We start from the raw sequence: 18,524 nt of genomic DNA on the forward strand, positions 1-18,524 counted from the left end.
CCCGGCTGACCGGGGATCGCTGAAACGGCCGCCCCGCCCTTGAACGCTGACAGCACTGCTGTCACAGTAGGTCCCGCGGTTCCTGGGGAGGGACCTCTGCCCGGGAGGCTGCCGGGCCGACAGATCGGGTGACTCGGATGACCCCCTCCCTCGACCCCTGCGCCAGCACGGCGGAGCCCGTCTCGCCGTACGCCGTCGACCGGCGCCGCTTCGTCGGCTACGTCGTCGCCGGTGCCACGCTCGCCGCGGCCGCCGACCTCGGGCTGGCGAGCGCGCCCGCCGACGCGGCGGTCCCGACGCTGCCGCAGGTCCCCGAGCTCTACGACCTCAACGACATGCTCACCGACGCCGCGCGGCCCACGGCCAACCTGATCACCGTGGTGGTCCACGAGGACGGCACGGCCAGCCTCGAGCTGCCCCGCATGGAGGTCGGCCAGGGCATCACCACGTCGACGGCGATGCTGATCGCCGAGGAGCTCGACCTGCCCGTCGACCGGGTGACGGTGACGCTCGCGCCGGCGCGCCCCGAGCTGCTCTTCAACCAGCTCACCGGCGGCTCCAACACCACCATCTCGACCTACACCCCGGTCCGCGTCGCCGCCGCCGTCGCCCGGCTCGCGCTCCTCGAGGCGGCCGCGGTCGCGCTCGGCGACACCGTCGCCGGGCTCGTCGCCAAGGGGGGCGTCGTCACTGCCGCGAGCGGCGCGTCGATCACCTACGGCGAGCTGGCGGTGAAGGCGTCGGTGAGCCGGCCGCGGTCGGTGGAGGTCGAGCTCAAGAGCACCCGCGACTTCAGCGTCGTCGGGACGCCCACCAACCGCGTCGACGCGCTCGCCGCGGTGACCGGGCAGAAGGACTTCACGACCGACCTCGACGTGCCGGGAGCGCTGCCGACGATGGTCTGCCGGGCCCCCACGCTCAACGGGACGCCGGTCGCGATCCGCAACCGCGCCGCCGTCGAGGCGATGCCCGGCGTCACCCACGTCGCGCAGGTCAGCACCGGTGTGGCGGTCCGTGCGGCGACGTTCGGCCAGTGCATCGACGCGGTGCGCGCCCTCGACGTGCAGTGGAAGGACGGGCCCGTCGCGGGGGAGAGCGACGCCACCATCCTGCGCAAGGTACGCCGCGCCCAGCTGCCGATGCCGCGGCTGCCCGACACCCCGCTCGCCCGCACCGTCTCGGGCGACTTCACCTTCTGGTTCCGCAGCAACTCCGCGATGGACACCAACAGCGCGATCGCCGACGTCCGGCCGGACCGGGCCGAGATCTGGTCCGGGCTCAAGTCGCCGATCGTCGCCCAGCAGCAGATCGCCCTGCGCCTCGGCATGCGGCCCGACCAAGTGAAGGTCAACGTGGTCACCGCCGGCGGGTCCTTCGGGCGACGGCTGTTCTTCGACGCCGCCCTCGAGGCCGCCGAGATCTCGCAGGCGATGGGCGCGCCGGTCAAGCTGATGTGGCACCGCGCGGACGACGCCCGCGTGGGGCGTGCCCACCCGCTCGGCACCTGTCGCGTCCAGGCGACCGTCCTCGGTCAGCAGGTCCTGGCCTTCCACCAGTCGCTGACCTGCGTCGAGACCGACTTCCGCCACGGGCTCGGCGAGATCATCACCGCCGCGGCGGCGGACCTGCCGGCGGGCGTGGGCAACCTCGGGTTCGCCGAGACGATCTTCGCGCTCACCCAGGAGGTGCCCTACGACTTCGGCGCCGTCGTGCAGACCCTCGTCGAGACCGACGACCGGTTCAACACCGGCTCGATGCGCAACATCTACTCACCCGACGTCCGGGTCGCGAGCGAGCTCGTCGTCGACCAGATCGCGGCCACCATGCGGATGGACCCCTACCGGTTCCGCCGGAAGTTCCAGCGCAACCCGCGGGTGCTGAAGGTGCTCGACGCGGTCGCGAGCGCCGGCGAGTGGGGCCGCCCGATGCCGGCCGGCACCGCCCAGGGCATCGCGGTCCACAAGGAGTACAAGGGCGTCTCGGCCTGCCTGGTCGAGATCGACACCCGCCCGGGGACCACCGGTCGCCAGGTCCGCGACGCGGTCACCGGCCCGCGGGTGACGCGGGTGACGTTCGCCATCGACGCCGGCCTCGTCATCAACCCGCGCGGCCTGGAGGCGCAGATGCAGGGCGGCATCAACGACGGCATCGCGCTCGCGCTGACCTCCAGCCTCCACCTGCGCGACGGCCACTTCCTCGAGGCGAGCTGGGACAACTACTTCTACACGCGGCAGTGGAACACCCCGCCCGACGTCCGGGTGATCGTGGTGCCCTCCGACGAGCCGCTGCCCGGCGGTGCCGGCGAGGCGGGCGTCGCCGCGTCGTTCGCCGCGGTCGCCTGCGCGTACGCCCGGGCGACCGGCCGGATGCCGACCGAGTTCCCGATCAACCACCAGCAGCTCTCCTTCGAGCCCAAGTCCTTCGTCCCCCCGATCCCGGCGTCGCCGACCAACGGCCTCGACCTGATCTCCTGAGGAGCCCCCCGTGCCTGAACAGACCTTCCTCGTCAACGGCGAGCGCGTGACGGTCGACGTCGAGGACGACGTCCGGCTGCTGTGGGTGCTCCGCGACCTGCTCGGCGTCACCGGCCCGAAGTACGGCTGCGGCATCAACGTGTGCAAGGCGTGCACGTCCCACCTCAACGGCAAGGCGGTCAACCCGTGCGCCGTCCCGGTCGGCCGGCTCGGCGCCGACGACGAGGTGACCACCATCGAGGGCCTCCCCGGCCAGGTCGAGGAGGCGCAGCGCGGCCCGCACGGCCTGCACCCGATGCAGGAGGCGTGGCTCGACCGCGACGTCGCGCAGTGCGGCTACTGCCAGCCCGGACAGATCATGGCCGCCGTCGCGCTGGTCAACCGCGTCGCGGCCGAGGGCGGCCAGGTCACCGACGCCGACCTCGACGGCATCCGCAACATCTGCCGCTGCGGCACCTACACGCGCATCCGCGAGGCGATTCGGGACGGGGCGTCGAGGATGTGACGCGGCGCCCGTAGACTGCGGGTCGTGCCCTACCAGACGAGCAGGCGGACGGGCGGCGACGGCCGGCTGACCACGGCACTCGACCCCCACGACCAGGGCCCGCAGGACGCCTGCGGCGTCTTCGGCGTCTGGGCCCCGGGCGAGGACGTCGCCAAGCTGACCTACTTCGGCCTCTACGCCCTGCAGCACCGCGGCCAGGAGTCCGCGGGCATCGCGGTCAGCAACGGGCGCCAGATCCTGGTCTACAAGGACATGGGCCTGGTCTCCCAGGTCTTCGACGAGCCCACCCTCGAGTCGCTCAAGGGCCACCTCGCGATCGGGCACTCGCGCTACTCCACCACGGGCGCCTCCACCTGGCAGAACGCGCAGCCGACCTTCCGGCCCACCGGTGACGGCTCGATCGCGCTCGGCCACAACGGCAACCTGATCAACACCCACGAGCTGCGCGAGATGGTCTCCGAGCTGCCCGGCCCCGCCGGCGAGCTCGACATCAAGGGCGTCGAGGGCGCGACCAACGACACCAGCCTGGTCACCGCGCTCCTCGCGCACCACCCCGACACCTCGCTCGAGCAGCGGGCCCTCGAGGTGCTGCCGGCGCTGCGCGGGGCGTACTGCTTCGTGTGGATGAACGAGGACACCCTCTACGCCGCCCGCGACCCGCAGGGCATCCGGCCGCTCGTCCTCGGTCGCCTCGAGCGCGGCTGGGTCGTCGCCAGCGAGGACGCCGCGCTCGCCACCATCGGCGCGAGCGTGGTCCGCGAGGTCGAGCCCGGCGAGATGATCGTCATCGACGAGAACGGCCTGCGCTCGCACAAGTTCGCCGAGCCGGAGCGCAAGGGCTGCGTCTTCGAGTACGTCTACCTCGCCCGCCCCGACGCCACCATCAGCGGCCGCAACGTCCACGAGGCGCGCGTCGAGATGGGCCGTCGCCTCGCACGCGAGTTCCCGGTCGAGGCCGACCTCGTCATGCCGGTCCCGGAGTCCGGCACGCCCGCCGCGTCCGGCTACGCCGCCGAGTCCGGCATCCCCTTCGGCCAGGGCTTCGTGAAGAACGCCTACGTCGGGCGCACCTTCATCCAGCCCAGCCAGACCCTGCGCCAGCTCGGCATCCGGCTCAAGCTCAACGCCCTCGAGCACATGATCCGCGGCAAGCGGATCGTGGTCGTCGACGACTCGATCGTCCGCGGCAACACCCAGCGCGCACAGGTGCGGATGCTGCGCGAGGCCGGGGCGCTCGAGGTGCACGTACGGATCTCCTCGCCCCCGGTGAAGTGGCCGTGCTTCTACGGCATCGACTTCGCGACCCGCGCCGAGCTGATCGCCAACGGCCTCGATGTCGACGAGATCGCGGCGAGCGTCGGGGCCGACAGCCTCGGCTACATCTCCCTCGAGGGGATGATCGAGGCGACCGGCCAGCCGGCCGAGCGGCTGTGCCAGGCCTGCTTCACCGGCGAGTACCCGATCGAGCTGCCCGACGAGAGCCTGCTCGGCAAGCACCTGCTCGAGGCGACGCTCCAGTCGCCGACCATGGGCCGGGCGCTGCCGGTCCTCAACAACCCCTGACCGCACGCCGCCGCCACACCGAGGAGCCACGTGTCCGACGCCGCTGACAACGCCTACGCCGCCGCCGGGGTCTCGATCGAGGCGGCCGACCGCGCGATCGACCTGATGAAGGGGTGGGTGGAGAAGGCCCGCCGCCCGGAGATGATCGGCGGCCTCGGCGGGTTCGCCGGCCTGTTCGACGCCTCCGCCCTGACCCGCTACGAGCGCCCGCTGCTCGCCACCTCGACCGACGGCGTCGGCACCAAGGTCGCCATCGCGCAGCTGATGGACGTCCACGACACGATCGGCTTCGACCTCGTCGGCATGGTGGTCGACGACCTGGTGGTGTGCGGCGCCGAGCCGCTGTTCATGACCGACTACATCGCCTGCGGACGCGTCGTGCCCGAGCGGATCGCGGCGATCGTCAAGGGCATCGCCGAGGCGTGCGTCGTCGCCGGCTGCGCCCTGATCGGCGGCGAGACCGCCGAGCACCCCGGTCTGCTCGACCCCGACGACTACGACGTCGCCGGAGCCACCACCGGCGTCGTGGAGGCCAGCAAGCTGCTCGGGCCCGGCCGCGTACGCCCCGGCGACGTCGTGATCGCGATGGAGGCCAGCGGGCTGCACTCCAACGGCTACTCGCTCGTGCGCCACGTCCTGCTCCAGCAGGCGGGCTGGACCCTCGAGCGCCACGTCGACGACTTCGGCCGCACGCTGGGCGAGGAGCTCCTCGAGCCGACCCGGATCTACGCCAAGGCCTGCCTCGACCTCGCCGACCGCACCGAGACCCACGCGATGTCCCACGTGACCGGCGGCGGGCTCGCCGCCAACCTCGAGCGGGTGCTCCCCGAGGAGCTGTCGGTGCGCATCGACCGTGCCACCTGGACCCCGCAGCCGGTCTTCGACGTCGTGCGCCGCGAGGGCAGGGTGTCGCAGGCCGACCTCGAGGCGACGCTCAACTGCGGCGTCGGGATGGTGTCGCTGACCGCCCCCGAGTCGGTCGACACGGCCATCTCGGTCCTCGCCGGACACGGCATCCGGGCGTGGGTCGCGGGCGAGGTCCGCGCCGACGCGGAGGCCGGCGGGACGGTCACCCTCGAGGGCCAGCACCCCGGCTGGGAGTGACCCCGGACGTGAGATTGCAAACTCCGCGGACGAAATGCGGGGTTCTGGTGTGCGGGAACACCCACCGCTCGGGTAGCGTTGTCCTCACGATATGTGACCGATCAGACCGGGCGCGTCGAGTGCTCCTCGGCAGCCCCGGCCAAGTGTGCGAGGGGGTCGACCCTATGGGGCGCGGCCGAGCGAAGGCGAAGCAGACGAAGGTCGCGCGCGACCTGAAGTACCGGACTCACGAGACGGACTTCGGCGCGTTGGCGAAGGAGCTGCACGGAGAAGATCCTCACTCCTCGAGTGAGGTCGAGCCCGATGACGAGTGGTCGGACTATGCCGACCCGCGTCGTCGCGCTGACTGACTGATCGCACCTGTGCCTCGTCGCCCGCTCACCGGGCGCGAGGTCCTACGAGCGCGCCCCGACGCCGAGTCGGCGCGAGTGTTGACGTGAAACGCCCCGAGTGGGCGCGAATGCGCACCCAGATGACGCTGAGTCGGCGCGAATGTGATGACATTCGCGCCGACTCGGCGTTGTTCAGCGTGACATTCGCGCCTACTCGGCGAGGTAGAGGCCGCGCAGGCGGCCGACCTCGCGCATCCGGCGCTCGGCGACCCGGTCGGCGGCCTCGGCGGTGGTGACGCCCTCGGCCTTCGCCAGCTCGAAGACCGAGCGGGTGGTCTCGAAGATGCCGCTGGCGCGCTGCTGGGCACGCTCGAAGGAGAAGCCCTCGAGCTCGTCGGCGACCTGGATCACGCCGCCGGAGTTCACGCAGTAGTCGGGGGCGTAGAGGATGCCGCGCTCGTCGACCTGCTTCTCGATGCCCGGGTGCGCGAGCTGGTTGTTGGCCGCGCCGCAGATGATCTTCGCCTGCAGGACCTCGAGCACCTCGTCGTTGATCGCGCCGCCCATCGCGCAGGGGGCGTAGACGTCGATCTCGCTCGCGACCAGCTCGTCGGTGGAGGCGACGGCCTGCACCTGCGCGAGCTCGGCGCGGATCGCCTCGACGGACGGGGCGTGGACGTCGGTGACGACGACCGTGGCGCCGTCCTCGATGAGGTGGCGGACCAGGTGCTTGCCGACCTTGCCGACGCCCGCGACGCCGACGGTGCGACCGGCGAGGGTGGGCTCGCCCCAGACCTGCTCGGCGGCCGCCCGCATGCCCTGGAACGTGCCGTACGCGGTCAGCACCGAACTGTCGCCCGCACCGCCGTGGGCGACGGTGCGGCCGGTGACGAAGTCGCACTCGCGGGCGATGTGGTCCATGTCCTCGCTGAAGGTGCCCACGTCGCAGGCGGTGAAGTAGCGCCCGTTCAGCGACTGGACGAAGCGGCCGTAGGCGCGCAGGAGGGCCTCGGTCTTGAGCTCGGCCGGGTCACCGATGATGACGGCCTTGCCGCCGCCGAGGTCGAGGCCGGCGAGCGCGTTCTTGTAGGACATGCCGCGCGAGAGGTTGAGCACGTCGACGATCGCCTCGTCGGTGCTGGCGTAGGGGTAGAACCGCGTCCCGCCCAGGGCCGGGCCCAGGGCCGTGGAGTGGATGGCGACGATGGCCTTGAGGCCGGTCGCGCGGTCGTTGCAGAAGACGACCTGCTCGTGGTCGCTGCCGAGGTCGAAGACGTCGACGCCGCTCGTGGGTGCTCCGGACATGCGCGTGGATCCTTTTCTGGTGGGTGCGGCCGCGGGGTGTGCGGGCCTGGTCAGCGCGGTCGAGGGGTGGTGACCGCCGTCACCTCCAGCGTAGTCCCGCGACGGCCCGCGCACGGCATCAACCGGCGCACCCGGGCCGCACCCGGGCCGCACCATTACCGCATCAGCACCAGGTCGCCGTGGGTGCCGTAGCCGAGCAGGTCGCCCCCGGCCGGACGTCCGTTGAAGCTCGCCATCAGCCACGTGCCGTCCACGTGCACCAGCGACGGCCAGGGGAGGTTGGTGGGGTAGGGGGCGTCAAGCGCTCCGACCTCGGTCATAGCGGTGTCGAAGACCGGGAAGCGGGCGCGCTGCCCGCGCCGCGACTCGCGCCCGTCGCTGGCCAGGACCAGCGTCCGCCCGTCGACCTCGAGCAGGGTGGTGCCCTCGGTCGAGCGGCGGTCGACGGCCGCTCCCAGCAGGGTCAGGTCCTCCAGCCGGGGTCCGCCGGCCAGCGCGGGGTGGAAGTCGAAGAAGCGGCGGGCGCTGACGAACCCCACCAGCCACCCGTCGTCGCGCCGCAGGAGGTACGGGTCCCAGGTGGCCACCGAGCCGAGGCCGTCGGTGGGGAGCGGCAGCTCGCGGGTGTCGAGGACGTGGGTGCCGCGCAGCAGGTCGGCGTCCGAGGCGGCCAGGGTGACCCGCAGACCGGCGTCCGTACGCCGCCCGGCGCGGGTGCGAGGCGTCTCGAAGTCGCCCCACGTGCTGGTCGCGACGAGCCAGCCATCCTCGGTCCGGACCAGGTGGGTGGCGTGGTCGCCGAAGACACCGGGCCGGTCCGGCCGGCGGAAGAACAGGTCGGCGGCGTGCGCCAGGTCGTACGACCTCGGGTCGAGGCTCCACACGCTCGTGTGGGCGGTGTCGAAGAAGCCGGGTCCGGCGGACGTGGCGGTGAGCCAGAGCCGACCGCCCTCGCGCACCGGTGTGCCGTCCTCGGCCGTCACGAGCCGCACGTCGCGCAGCCCGAGCTGGCCGAACGGCCCGATGTCGCCGCCCCACGGCGGCAGGTCGACCTCCAGGGCGGCCAGCACGGCCTCGTCGCGGACGTCGGGCACCAGGCGCGAGGTGTCCGGGTCGCGCAGGTCGTGGCGGGCCCGGGCGACCCACCCGGCGGCCTCGCGGGTCCACGCGGTGAGGTGGGCGCCGGTGAGGCTCAGGCCGAGCTCCGTCGGGGAGTCGGCGCGGTGGAAGCGTCGGCTGCGCAGCGTGCGCGCGCCGCCGGAGCCACCGTCGACGACGAGCGACACCGAGCCGTCGTCGAGGCGCGCGCCGAGGCGGTGCCCCCCGAGGTGGAGCGCCAGCGCGGCACCGTCGCGGGCCGCGGTGGTGGTCGCGACGTAGGGCGCCGCAGCGGCGAACGGCACCCGACCGCCCGCGGACCGGGAGAGCGCGGGCCGACCGCCGGCCAGCAGGTCGACCGGACGCAGCCGGCGCACGATCTCGAGGCGGGGGAGCACGAGTCCCATCCTCGCGGGGGCCGGTCCGGGTACGCCACAGGGCCCCGATCGGGACGTGATCGGGGCCCTGCGGTGGTGGTGGCCAGGGGCGGGGTCGAACCGCCGACCTACCGATTTTCAGTCGGTCGCTCGTACCAACTGAGCTACCTGGCCAACGCGGAGGAGACTACAACAGGCACGCGTGCGCCGGGGAATCGGCTCGCGTCACGGACGCGCCGTCGCCGTGCGTGGCAGCTCGAGCCAGAACGACGTCCCGACGCCCGGCGTCGACTCGCCCTGCACGGCGCCGCCGTCGCGCTCGGCGATCGTCCGGCTGATCGACAGGCCGAGCCCGCTGCCCTTGGTCCCGGGATCGGCGAACCGGACGAACGGCTCGAAGACGTGCTGCATCTCCTCGGGCGCCAGCCCGGGCCCGTCGTCGCGGACGATCACCCGGATCATCGGCCGGCCGCTCTCCCCGAGGAGGGACGTGGCGGTGAGGCGGACGGTGCCGCCCTCGGGACGGTGGTGGGCGATGGCGTTGCCGACCAGGTTGGTCAGCACCTGGCGCACGCCCGCCTCGTGGGCCCACGCCGTCAGCGACGGGTCGATGTCGGCGTGCATCGTCACGTTCGCGCTGCGGGCGGGGGTCCGGTGCCAGTGCAGGACGTCGGCGACCGCGTCCGCGACCACCACGTCGTTGCGCTCGTCATCGGCCGCGAGCGTACGACCGGCGCCGAGCAGGCTGTCGACGACCGCCACCAGCTGGTCGCAGGCGCGCAGGATCACCGGACCGTCGCGCAGCAACCCCTCGGACACCGGGTCCTGCGGGTGTTCGGCCGCGTCGTCCATCAACACCTCGGTGTAGCCGACGATCGCGGCGAGCGGGGTGCGCAGCTCGTGCCCGACCGCGCCGAAGAACTGCTGGTAGGCGACCTGCGCCTCGGTGCCGGTGTCGATCGCCTCGGCGAGCGCACGGCGGGAGTGCTCGAGGGTGATCCGCGACGAGATCGCGGCGGTCAGCAGGCGGACGTCCTCGACCAGCTCCTCGGGCCACGGGCCGCCCTCGAGACTGATCGCGGACAGGCTGCCGAACATCTCCCCGCGCGAGCGGAAGGTGGAGCCGATCAGGCTGCGCACGCCGAACCGGCTGAGCTCGGACCGGTCGGTGCTCGCCTCCGGGGGCAGCAGGTCACGGTCGAGGATCACGACGGTGTCCTCGCGGGCCAGGCTCGAGAGCCACGGCATGGTGAGCGCGGCCTCGGCCCCGGCGCCCTCCGGGGGCAGGCCCGAGAACCCCGAGCCGGGTCGCGGCCACTCCCGGATCCAGGCCCGGCCGCCGAGCTGGATCCAGCCCGACCGGTCCTCCGGGGCGAACAGGGTCAGCGCGCTGACGACGACCTCGACCCGGGGGTCGGTGAGCAGGTGGTCCGCCACCCGGGCGATGGACTCCTCGACCGTGGCGTCCCCGTTGATGATCCGGCGAGCGAGCGCCGCCCCGTCCCCGGACACGGGCGCGCCCGAGACGTCCTGGAGCGCCGGGTGCTTGATCACGTCGTCACCTCCGTCGTCGCGACCTCGATACGGCACGGTAGCGGGGCGATGCCCCGGCTCTGGTCGATTCTCACGGGCTCGACCAGCCGGAGGTCGTGCCGCACGCCCCACGACGCCAGTGCGACGAGCATCGCGAGGCCCAGGTTGCGGCCCGGGCACGCGTGCGGCCCCGCACCGAACGGCAGCCACGCGCCGGGGCGCCGGGTCGGGTCGTCCCAGCGCTCCGGGGCGAAGCGGGCCAGGTCGTCGGGCTCGCCGGGTACCAGGTCGGGCCGACGCCCCAGCAGCAGCGGGCTGACCATCACCAGCCCGCCCGCGGGGACGTGCTGCCCGTCGAGGTCGCAGTCGCGAGCCGCCTGCCGCGCGGTCACCCAGGTCGGCGGCGTGAGGCGCACGGTCTCCCAGGCGGCGTGGACGGGGTCGACCCGGCCGGTCGGGTGGTCGGCGAGCCAGGCCAGCAGCCACGCACCGGCGGCGATCGGGACCTGGATGCCGGCCGCCAGCATCGTGGCGACCTGCTGCGGCGTCCCGTCGAGGCCGGGGACCTCGCGCAGGGTGTCCTCGAGCGCGTGCCGGGCCCGCTGCTCGGTGCGTCGGGTCCGGCTCCAGCGTGCGGGCGGGCGGCGCGCCGCGATGACCGGGCCGAGCGCGTCGATCCAGGCCAGGACGCGGTCGGCGACGGCGCGCTGCTGCGCCTCGGAGGCCTCCGGGAGCACGGCGGCACACGTCGCGCGCCCGACCGGCGCGCGCAGCAGGGCCATCGCGTCGTACGGCGTGCCGGGCGCGCTGCGCTCGTGGTCGGCGCAGGCGGCGTCCCACTCCGAGGTGAACCGCGCGGTGCCCCGGGCGACCGCGTCCGCGCCCAGCGCCGCGAACCCGAGGTGGCCCGAGCGGGTGTCGCCGCGGCTCGCGGAGAGGTCCCCGCTGCGGCTCACGTCGCCGGGGAAGTCGAAGGTGCCGGGCTCGGTCAGGACCCGGCGGGCGAGGGCGGGCGTGGTGGCCACCCACGGCCCGTGCGGGCCGAGGGACGCCAGACCGGTCCGGGGCAGGGCGAGGACAGCGCCGAGCCGACCACCGGCCGACTCGGCGCTGTCCACGTGCATCACGGTGCGTGCCCCACGAGGTGAGGCCTCACGTCGACGATCAGCGCGGCGGCGCGGGACGCCACGCGTAGATCGACTGCATCTGGGTGGCGGCGCGCTTGGTGTCGAGGTGGGTGCGGATGCGCTTCATCATGGTGTCTTCTCCAGGGGTTGGGGTTGGTGCACACCTGCGGGTGCGGGCGTGCGATTGCCGCCACGCTGGAGTTCTGGCCCGGACGAGCGTTCAGGGAAGGGTCAGGAATCCACCGTGCGTAGCGTCTCTGTGATGAGGTCGGTCAGCTGCTGGATGCGCAGGGGCTTCTGCATCACGTTGTCCACACCGAGCTCTTGCAGGGTTGCTCGGTGCTCGCCGGCCCAGGCGCTGATCACCACGACCTTCATGGTCGGGGCCACCTCAGGGTGCTCCCGGAGCCAGCGGACGACCTCCACGCCGTTCATGCGCGGCATGGTGAGGTCGAGGAGCATGACGTCGAAGGTCTCCACCTGGAGACGCTCGACGGCAGCCTGTCCGTCCTCGGCGGTCGCGGCGGCGTGGCCGGCGCGCTCCACCAGGCGGGAGAACACGTCACGGATGTCCTCGTTGTCGTCGACAACGAGGAAACGCAGCTGCCGAGACGCGTCGCTCACGAGTGCAGGCTAGTCATGTCAGGGGGTGTGTGGGGGGTCAAATCGGACAAACGGTCGAAATCTTCTCCGAAGACCCGCCCCGACGGGCGGTGCGCCATGCGGGGATTGGTTGGGTCCCTGCCCGTCGCTGCCCCTATGCTGGGCCCCGTCCGACCGGGTCTCCCGGGAGGGCTGGCCCCCATCGTCTAGCGGCCCAGGACCCCGCCCTTTCACGGCGGTAGCGCCGGTTCGAATCCGGTTGGGGGTGCCAGTGGTCCACTCAGTGGTGGCCGCTCCTGACCATCCGCATGATCCGCAGGTTGAACATCGCGAAGCGCGCGAGCTGGACCGGCACGCTGCGACGCCGCTCCAGGGTGCGCCCGGTGGGCAGCGGGGCGGCGCTGAGGTCGACGACCGGGAGCGTGGTGTCGGTGCGCAGCGCGGTGAAGGTGGGCGTGTGTGCCTGCATGGTCGTCACTCCGGGATCAGGTGCCAGCCAGGGCGGGCCTTGGCCTTGTAGAGGAACAGGTGGTGGAGCATGAGCTTGACCCAGTGGCCCCCGAGCCCGAGCTCGCCCCTGGTGCTGCCGAGGTCGCGGCCGGTGGGATAGCGGGAGTAGTCCGGGACGACCGGCATCATCGTCATCGACGCCGCCGACCCCTCGCGCAGGCCCGAGCCGACCGAGGCCACGCACGCGGCACCCATCTCCGCCAGGGAGGCGGTGTGCGGCGCCCGGTCCGCCCCGTGCCGGATCCGGTCCACGATGGTGAGCGCCGCGGTACGTCCCATCACCCCGCTGGGCATGCCGGTGCGCGGGGGCGAGGGGGCGATCACGGTGCCGTTCGGCGTCGTGCGCGGCAGCGAGATCTGGTGCGGGGGAGCGAAGGCGATGCCCACGGCGAAGATGTTGTCGTAGCCGGGCGCGAGGTAGGTCCGCGGCCAGTCCGCGGCGCTCCACTCCTCGAACGGCTTGGGGCTGTAGTCCGCGTCGACCCGCATGAAGCCGCTCGGGGCGAACATCCGGTCGGTGATGTCCGCGCCCTCGCGGTCGTAGGCGTGCAGCCGCACGCCGCCGAAGGGCGGGAGGAGCATCGCGAAGTCGAACTCGAGCCGGTGGTGCGCGCCGTCGAGGGTCTCGAAGGACACGACGCCCGGCTCCACGCGCTCGACGTGCGCTCCGAGGACGGCCTCGATCCCGCGCTCCCGGAACAGCGAGGCGGTCCAGAGCTCGCTGCTGGTGCGGAAGCCCATCTCCTCGAAGGTCATGCCGCCGACGCCGAAGTCGCCGAGCGCGGCCTCGTTGGTGAGGTAGACCAGGCGCGCGAGGTCGCGCACGCCGGCGTCGCGCAGCTTCTGGTCGACGTTGAAGACGTACTCGAAGGCGGCACCCTCGCAGGTGCACGTGCCGTGGCCCATGCCGACGACGAGGGTCTGGGGCGTCCCGGCCCTCATGCGCTCGATCGACGCGGACAGCGCGCGGGCGGCGTCGATCGCGTGGTCGGCGGTGCAGACCGACACGGTGTGACCGCCGTCGGGCCCGAGGCCCTCGGTGGCCTCGAAGCGCAGCTGGGGGCCGGTCGCGTTGACGAGGTAGTCGAACCGGAGCTGCTCCTCGCGACCCGCGCGGTCCTTGCCGGTGTGGACGATGTCGACCGCGCCGCGGGGGTCGTCAGCGGTGCCGTCGGGGCGGATCGCGACGGCCCGGGCCTGGCGGAACTCGATGCCCTTGCGGCGATAGACCGGGGCGAGGGGGAACACCACCGACTTCTTGTCCATGGTGCCCACGCCGACCCAGATGTTGGACGGGATCCAGTTCCAGTGCGAGTTGGGCGAGACGACGGTGACGGTGTGCGTCCGGTCGAGCAGCCGCCTGAGGTGGAGAGCGGCGGTGTGTCCGGACACGCCCGCGCCGAGCACGACGACATGGGCCACGGTTTCCTCCTTCGACGACGTGTCCACAACATACCCCTGGGGTATGTGTTCGTCAGCGATTCGCAGAAGTCCGTTCGAGGACCCGCTCCCCGGCGCTGCCCCGATTTGGTGGTGGGTGACGGCGATGGGTTACAGTTCCACCCGCTTCGCAGGAAGCACGACCAGGCCCCGTAGCGCAGTTGGTTAGCGCGCCGCCCTGTCACGGCGGAGGCCGCGGGTTCGAGTCCCGTCGGGGTCGCAGAGCAATGAAGAGGGAGAGCCGTCAGGCTCTCCCTCTTCTGCGTTCCGGGGAACCCCGAGCCGTTCGGTGGTGCTCCCTAGGCTGGACGCATGCCGGTCGACCTCGATGCCGCCTCCTTCGACGCGATGGTCGAGCGCGCCCTCGACGAGCTCCCCGACGAGCTGGCCCGGCTGGTGGAGAACGTGGTGGTGCTGGTCGAGCCCGAGGCCCCGGCCGACGACCCGGACCTCCTCGGGCTCTACGACGGGCTCGCGCTCACCGAGCGGCCCGCCAACCACGCGGGCTTCCTGCCCGACCGGATCCTGCTGTTCCGCGGTCCGCTGCTCGACGTCGCAGAGACGGTCGAGGAGCTGGAGGAGGAGGTGCGGATCACCGTCGTGCACGAGGTCGCCCACCACTTCGGTCTCGACGACGCGCGCCTGCACGCCCTCGGCTGGGGCTGAGGTCCGGCGCGCGGGCTCAGCCCGCGAGCGCGCTGCCGAGCAGCCATCCGGCCGAGCAGGCCGCCAGGGCGAGCACGGTGGTGACGGCGACGTAGCCGCCGGCCTCGCGCGCGGGCCGGTCGACCGCCTGCACGGCGAAGGAGGAGAACGTCGTGAGGGCCCCGCAGAACCCGGTGCCCAGCAGGGCCCACGCGGCGCCACCGAGGGAGAGCGCCGCGAACAGGCCGAAGAGGCCCGAGCCCACGGCGTTGACCAGCAGCGTGCCGCGCGGCCACGCGTCGTCGAGCAGGTGCGTGCAGGCGTAGCGCAGCGGTGCCCCGACGGCCGCGCCGAGGGCGACCAGCAGGGCCGTCGTCGTCTCGCTCACCCCAGGGCCTCCTCGGGCTCGGCCCGGCGCGAGAGCCGTCGCCCCACGGACGCCGCGGCGAGGCCGGCGGCGAGCGTCACGAGGAGGTAGAGGCCGGCGATCGCGCCGTGGCCCGAGGCGGCGAGCTCGCGCGTCTGGCCGGCCCAGGCGGACACGGTCGTGAACCCGCCGAGGACGCCCGGTCCCAGGGTCGCGGCGAGCCGGGGCGAGCGGCGTACGGCGGCCAGCAGGGGCAGCGCGCCGAGGGCGAAGGAGCCCACGACGTTGATGGCGAGGGTGGGCCACGGGAACGTCCCGTGGTGGGCGACGACGTCGACCGCGTGGCGCAGCAGGGCTCCGAGCGCACCGCCGGCTGCCACGAGCAGCAGGACGTCGGGGCGCGGACGCCGGCCGCTCACCCGACCTGGCTCGCGGAGTGGTCAGCTGCCGTCCCGCGCCACGGGTGGGCGTCGTCGCCGCCGAGCTGGCCGATCAGCTCGCCCAGCAACCAGTTGTGGAAGGCGCGCTGATCGGCGGTGCGGGCGAGCGAGAGCAGCCGCTCGGCACGGCAGAACGCGTCGGCCACGTCGAACATCTCGGTCATGGTGACGAAGATCGGGGACGCCTCGCGGACCATCGGGAAGGCGAGGTCGACGCTCGGGGTGCCGTGCTCCGCGGCGCGGTGCACCTGGTCGTAGAAGGTGTCGGGGAACTGTCGCTCGAAGCTGGCGAACATCGAGGTGAGGTCGCCGGCGAGCGGGTAGTCGCTCTGGTGCGACAGCGAGAGCAGCCGCAGCTCGCGCCGCAGCTCGGCGTACTGGCGGGCGAGGGAGAGGTAGAGCGGGACGTCGACGGACAGCAGCTGCACCTCGAGGGCGGCCTCGCTGCGGGGCTCGGGTGCCGTCCGGTCGAGGTGGTCGACGACCCAGGTCGCGTCGGAGCTCTCGTGCATCTCGGCGGCGGGCTCGAACCAGACGGTCTTGCCGTCGTCCTCGATGGAGGCACCCCAGGCGGCAGCGCACTGGGCGACGATCGCCAGGCCCCGCCCGAAGGTCAGCAGCAGGTCGAGGTCGTCGCCGGTGACCGGCGCCGGCGGGACGGGCGGGCTGGTCGAGCCGTCGGCCACCTCGATGCGCGGGTGGCTGGCCGTGCCGCGCACGCGGACCTTGTAGGGCGCCCTGGCGTGGATGAGCGCGTTGGCGACGAGCTCGGAGACCCCGAGCTCGGCGCACTCGACGAGGTCGTCCCTGCCCAGCCGCCGGCAGATGTCGGCCACCCAGCGCCGGGCGTCGGCCGCGGCACGCGGCGACGACGCCAGGGTCAGCTCGGAGGTCAGCGGCACTGGGACTTCTTTCAGGGGGTGTGGGTAGTCCAGTGGGCATTGGCTACCCGGCGATCAGGTGGTTCAAACCTCGAACACACCATAGTTTTCTTCGGGAGTGGGGACAGGGTGTGAGCAAGCAGACGCGTCCATCATTTCGCCACCTGGGGGTCTCCGGGAGGAGAATGGACGACGTCCTGACCGCACCTATGACCCTAGGAGCACTCGTGACCCAGACGCAGGCAACTCGCCACAAGGTCGTGGTGATCGGTTCGGGATTCGGTGGACTCTTCGGCACCAAGGCGCTGCGCCGTGCCGACGTCGACGTCACCGTGGTCGCCAAGACCACCCACCACCTCTTCCAGCCGCTGCTCTACCAGGTGGCGACCGGCATCCTCTCCGAGGGCGAGATCGCCCCGCCGACCCGCGAGGTGCTGAGCAACCAGGACAACGCGAAGGTCCTGCTCGGCGAGGTCGTCGACATCGACCTCGAGGCGCGCACCGTGACCTCGCGCGTGCTGGGCCGCGACACGGTCACGTCGTACGACTCGCTGCTCGTCGCCGCCGGCGCCAGCCAGTCCTACTTCGGCAACGACCACTTCGCCGAGTTCGCCCCGGGCATGAAGAGCATCGACGACGCCCTCGAGCTGCGCGGCCGGATCTTCGGCGCCTTCGAGATGGCCGAGCTCGGCGCGAGCCGCGGCGACGACGTCGACCACCTGCTGACCTTCGTCGTCGTCGGCGCCGGCCCCACCGGTGTGGAGATGGCCGGCCAGATCGCCGAGCTCGCGCACCACACCCTGCGCAAGGACTTCCGTGCGATCAACACCCGCCAGGCCCGCGTCGTGCTCGTCGACGCCGCCCCGCAGGTGCTGCCGCCGTTCGGTGCCAAGCTCGGCGAGAAGGCCCAGCGCGAGCTGGAGAAGCTCGGCGTCGAGGTGATGCTCGGCGGCATGGTCACCGAGGTCGACGAGCGTGGGCTCGAGGTCAAGTTCAAGGACGGCCGGGTCGAGCGCATCAACTCGGTCGCCAAGATCTGGGCGGCCGGCGTGCAGGCCAACCCGCTCGGCAAGACGCTGTCGGAGCAGACCGGCGCTCCGCTGGACCGGGCCGGCCGGATCGCGGTCAACCCCGACCTCACGCTCCCCGGGCACCCCGAGGTGTTCGTCGTCGGCGACATGATCGCCCTCGACAACCTCCCGGGCGTCGCGCAGGTGGCGATCCAGGGGGCGAAGTACGCCGCCAAGGAGATCCGCAACCGGGTCGAGAACAAGCCCCCGCAGGGCCCCTTCAAGTACTTCGACAAGGGCTCGATGGCGATCATCAGCCGCTTCCGCGCGGTCGCCATGGTCGGCAAGCTGCGGATCACGGGCATCGCGGCCTGGCTGATGTGGCTCGGCGTGCACCTCGTCTACCTCACCGGCTTCAAGAACCAGGTCTCCGCGCTGATGCGCTGGGCGATCACCTTCGTCAGCAACAACCGCTCCGAGCGCACCACCACCGAGCAGCAGATCTTCGCCCGGGCCGCGCTCGCGCGCCTGCGTCGCGGTGCGGCGGACCTGGTCTCCGACCCGGGGATGTACGACGCCACGCGGGCGATGATGGAGGAGACCCGTCGTCAGGAGCTCGAGGCGGCAGCGGCCCGCGAGGCCGAGCTGACCGACTCCGGCGCGCGCGGGGTGCACGCGGACCACTGAGCCGCGCGTCGGCGCCGGACGGCGTGCAGCCCGGCGAGGAGCGCGAGCAGCAGGACCGTGCCGACGAGCCACGGGAGCGCGCCGGGACCGCTCGGCGCAGGCTCGGTCGGCGGCACGGCCGGGAGGGCGGTCGCGGTGCCGGCCCCGGAGGCGACCGCGAAGCGCAGCCCGCCGGTGACGACGTGCCCGTCGGCGGCCACCACCCGGTAGGAGACGGCGTGCTCGCCGGTCGCCGCGAGCCGGACGCCGACCCGCACGAGGGCGCCGTCGACCACGGTCGGCCCGTGGGTCGCCTCGCGGCCGTCGGGGCCGACGACCGAGACCGCCGCGGTCCCGGGCACGACCTCCCCGGCGAAGGACAGCATCAGTGCGTCGGTCTCGACGGAGACCGCCTCCCCGGCGGCGGGTGAGCTGCCGAGCAGGTCGGTGTGGGCACGGGCGGGGCCGGCCGTCAGCACCAGCCCGAGCACGGGTCCCAGCAGCAGGGCGAGCCAGGTGCGGGCGACGGTGCGGAGCGTCATGG

The 18,524-nt window shown here is 72.8% G+C and carries 18 protein-coding genes and 3 tRNA genes; 9 read left to right on the forward strand and 12 right to left on the reverse strand.

Features of this window, described 5'->3' with window-relative positions; translation table 11 throughout:
- The first annotated feature begins 137 nt into the window (after window positions 1–137).
- From KDN32_RS01150 to KDN32_RS01170, 5 genes are all read left to right on the forward strand, one after another.
- Window positions 138–2,474, forward strand: a complete 2,337-nt coding sequence (locus KDN32_RS01150; RefSeq protein ID WP_211730294.1) for a molybdopterin cofactor-binding domain-containing protein — start codon at window positions 138–140, stop codon at window positions 2,472–2,474.
- A 10-nt stretch (window positions 2,475–2,484) separates the two neighbouring features.
- Window positions 2,485–2,979 carry a (2Fe-2S)-binding protein gene (locus KDN32_RS01155; protein WP_211730295.1) on the forward strand — a complete coding sequence of 165 codons (495 nt, stop codon included), beginning with the start codon at window positions 2,485–2,487 and terminating at the stop codon, window positions 2,977–2,979.
- 24 nt (window positions 2,980–3,003) lie between these two features.
- Window positions 3,004–4,542: an amidophosphoribosyltransferase gene (gene purF, locus KDN32_RS01160; protein ID WP_211730296.1), complete on the forward strand. Its 1,539-nt coding sequence runs from the start codon at window positions 3,004–3,006 to the stop codon at window positions 4,540–4,542.
- Window positions 4,543–4,572: 30 nt separating this feature from the next.
- The gene (gene purM, locus KDN32_RS01165; RefSeq protein WP_211730297.1) at window positions 4,573–5,646 is read left to right on the forward strand and encodes a phosphoribosylformylglycinamidine cyclo-ligase; all 1,074 of its coding nucleotides are present in this window, start codon (window positions 4,573–4,575) and stop codon (window positions 5,644–5,646) included.
- A gap of 164 nt (window positions 5,647–5,810) precedes the next feature.
- Entirely contained in the window at window positions 5,811–5,996 is a 186-nt protein-coding gene (locus tag KDN32_RS01170) for a DUF3073 domain-containing protein (RefSeq protein WP_211730298.1), read from the forward strand.
- Between the two features lie 192 nt (window positions 5,997–6,188).
- On the opposite strand, the gene KDN32_RS01175 is transcribed toward KDN32_RS01170, so the two are convergent.
- The 6 genes from KDN32_RS01175 to KDN32_RS01200 all read right to left on the reverse strand — a co-directional run bounded on the left by KDN32_RS01175 (window position 6,189) and on the right by KDN32_RS01200 (window position 12,042).
- Window positions 6,189–7,283, reverse strand: coding sequence for a Glu/Leu/Phe/Val family dehydrogenase (locus KDN32_RS01175; protein WP_211730299.1), 1,095 nt, complete (start codon window positions 7,281–7,283; stop codon window positions 6,189–6,191).
- Between the two features lie 155 nt (window positions 7,284–7,438).
- Complete coding sequence (locus KDN32_RS01180) at window positions 7,439–8,779, reverse strand: hypothetical protein (protein ID WP_443678606.1); 1,341 nt, start codon at window positions 8,777–8,779, stop codon at window positions 7,439–7,441.
- A gap of 76 nt (window positions 8,780–8,855) precedes the next feature.
- A tRNA-Phe gene (locus tag KDN32_RS01185) sits at window positions 8,856–8,932 on the reverse strand.
- Window positions 8,933–8,983: 51 nt separating this feature from the next.
- Entirely contained in the window at window positions 8,984–10,312 is a 1,329-nt protein-coding gene (locus KDN32_RS01190) for a sensor histidine kinase (RefSeq protein ID WP_211730301.1), read from the reverse strand.
- The gene (locus tag KDN32_RS23110) at window positions 10,309–11,409 is read right to left on the reverse strand and encodes a cytochrome P450 (RefSeq protein ID WP_211730302.1); all 1,101 of its coding nucleotides are present in this window, start codon (window positions 11,407–11,409) and stop codon (window positions 10,309–10,311) included. The genes KDN32_RS01190 and KDN32_RS23110 overlap by 4 nt, the downstream gene beginning before the upstream one ends.
- 240 nt (window positions 11,410–11,649) lie before the next feature.
- Window positions 11,650–12,042, reverse strand: coding sequence for a response regulator (locus KDN32_RS01200; protein ID WP_211730303.1), 393 nt, complete (start codon window positions 12,040–12,042; stop codon window positions 11,650–11,652).
- Window positions 12,043–12,216: 174 nt separating this feature from the next.
- Here KDN32_RS01200 and KDN32_RS01205 point away from each other — a divergent pair.
- Window positions 12,217–12,292: transfer RNA gene (locus KDN32_RS01205), tRNA-Glu, on the forward strand.
- Between the two features lie 9 nt (window positions 12,293–12,301).
- Here KDN32_RS01205 and KDN32_RS01210 read toward each other — a convergent pair.
- Both KDN32_RS01210 and KDN32_RS01215 read right to left on the reverse strand, forming a co-directional pair.
- Window positions 12,302–12,499 carry a hypothetical protein gene (locus KDN32_RS01210; RefSeq protein ID WP_211730304.1) on the reverse strand — a complete coding sequence of 66 codons (198 nt, stop codon included), beginning with the start codon at window positions 12,497–12,499 and terminating at the stop codon, window positions 12,302–12,304.
- Window positions 12,496–13,953, reverse strand: coding sequence for an NAD(P)/FAD-dependent oxidoreductase (locus KDN32_RS01215; RefSeq protein ID WP_211730305.1), 1,458 nt, complete (start codon window positions 13,951–13,953; stop codon window positions 12,496–12,498). The genes KDN32_RS01210 and KDN32_RS01215 overlap by 4 nt, the downstream gene beginning before the upstream one ends.
- Before the next feature lie 164 nt (window positions 13,954–14,117).
- Between KDN32_RS01215 and KDN32_RS01220 the strand changes: the two genes are divergently transcribed.
- Together KDN32_RS01220 and KDN32_RS01225 are read left to right on the forward strand one after the other, a co-directional pair.
- Window positions 14,118–14,191: transfer RNA gene (locus KDN32_RS01220), tRNA-Asp, on the forward strand.
- Window positions 14,192–14,283: 92 nt separating this feature from the next.
- On the forward strand, window positions 14,284–14,637 hold the full coding sequence (locus KDN32_RS01225; protein ID WP_211730306.1) for a metallopeptidase family protein: 354 nt from the start codon (window positions 14,284–14,286) through the stop codon (window positions 14,635–14,637).
- Between the two features lie 16 nt (window positions 14,638–14,653).
- Here KDN32_RS01225 and KDN32_RS01230 read toward each other — a convergent pair whose 3' ends face one another.
- From KDN32_RS01230 to KDN32_RS01240, 3 genes are read right to left on the reverse strand one after another with little or no spacing between them, the layout of a single operon-like run.
- Window positions 14,654–15,004, reverse strand: coding sequence for a fluoride efflux transporter FluC (locus tag KDN32_RS01230; RefSeq protein WP_211730307.1), 351 nt, complete (start codon window positions 15,002–15,004; stop codon window positions 14,654–14,656).
- Window positions 15,001–15,402: a fluoride efflux transporter FluC gene (locus KDN32_RS01235; RefSeq protein ID WP_211730308.1), complete on the reverse strand. Its 402-nt coding sequence runs from the start codon at window positions 15,400–15,402 to the stop codon at window positions 15,001–15,003. Before KDN32_RS01235 ends, KDN32_RS01230 begins: the two co-directional genes overlap by 4 nt.
- On the reverse strand, window positions 15,399–16,325 hold the full coding sequence (locus KDN32_RS01240) for an ATP-binding protein (RefSeq protein ID WP_211730309.1): 927 nt from the start codon (window positions 16,323–16,325) through the stop codon (window positions 15,399–15,401). Before KDN32_RS01240 ends, KDN32_RS01235 begins: the two co-directional genes overlap by 4 nt.
- A 206-nt stretch (window positions 16,326–16,531) precedes the next feature.
- Between KDN32_RS01240 and KDN32_RS01245 the strand changes: the two genes are divergently transcribed.
- Window positions 16,532–18,001, forward strand: coding sequence for an NAD(P)/FAD-dependent oxidoreductase (locus tag KDN32_RS01245; protein WP_307853606.1), 1,470 nt, complete (start codon window positions 16,532–16,534; stop codon window positions 17,999–18,001).
- Here the strand turns inward: KDN32_RS01245 and KDN32_RS01250 are convergent.
- The gene (locus KDN32_RS01250; protein ID WP_211730311.1) at window positions 17,923–18,522 is read right to left on the reverse strand and encodes a copper resistance CopC family protein; all 600 of its coding nucleotides are present in this window, start codon (window positions 18,520–18,522) and stop codon (window positions 17,923–17,925) included. The two genes, KDN32_RS01245 and KDN32_RS01250, sit on opposite strands and share 79 nt — an antisense overlap.
- Window positions 18,523–18,524: the final 2 nt, after the last annotated feature.

This window comes from Nocardioides palaemonis (assembly GCF_018275325.1).
GTDB lineage: Bacteria > Actinomycetota > Actinomycetes > Propionibacteriales > Nocardioidaceae > Nocardioides > Nocardioides palaemonis.

Excerpts from the sequence above, each read along its gene's own strand:
- KDN32_RS01225 (WP_211730306.1), top strand. The coding sequence starts at position 14,284 with ATGCCGGTCGACCTCGATGCCGCCTCCTTCGACGCGATGGTCGAGCGC.
- KDN32_RS01170 (WP_211730298.1), top strand. The coding sequence starts at position 5,811 with ATGGGGCGCGGCCGAGCGAAGGCGAAGCAGACGAAGGTCGCGCGCGAC.
- KDN32_RS01250 (WP_211730311.1), bottom strand. The coding sequence starts at position 18,522 with ATGACGCTCCGCACCGTCGCCCGCACCTGGCTCGCCCTGCTGCTGGGA.
- KDN32_RS01150 (WP_211730294.1), top strand. The coding sequence starts at position 138 with ATGACCCCCTCCCTCGACCCCTGCGCCAGCACGGCGGAGCCCGTCTCG.
- KDN32_RS01175 (WP_211730299.1), bottom strand. The coding sequence starts at position 7,283 with ATGTCCGGAGCACCCACGAGCGGCGTCGACGTCTTCGACCTCGGCAGC.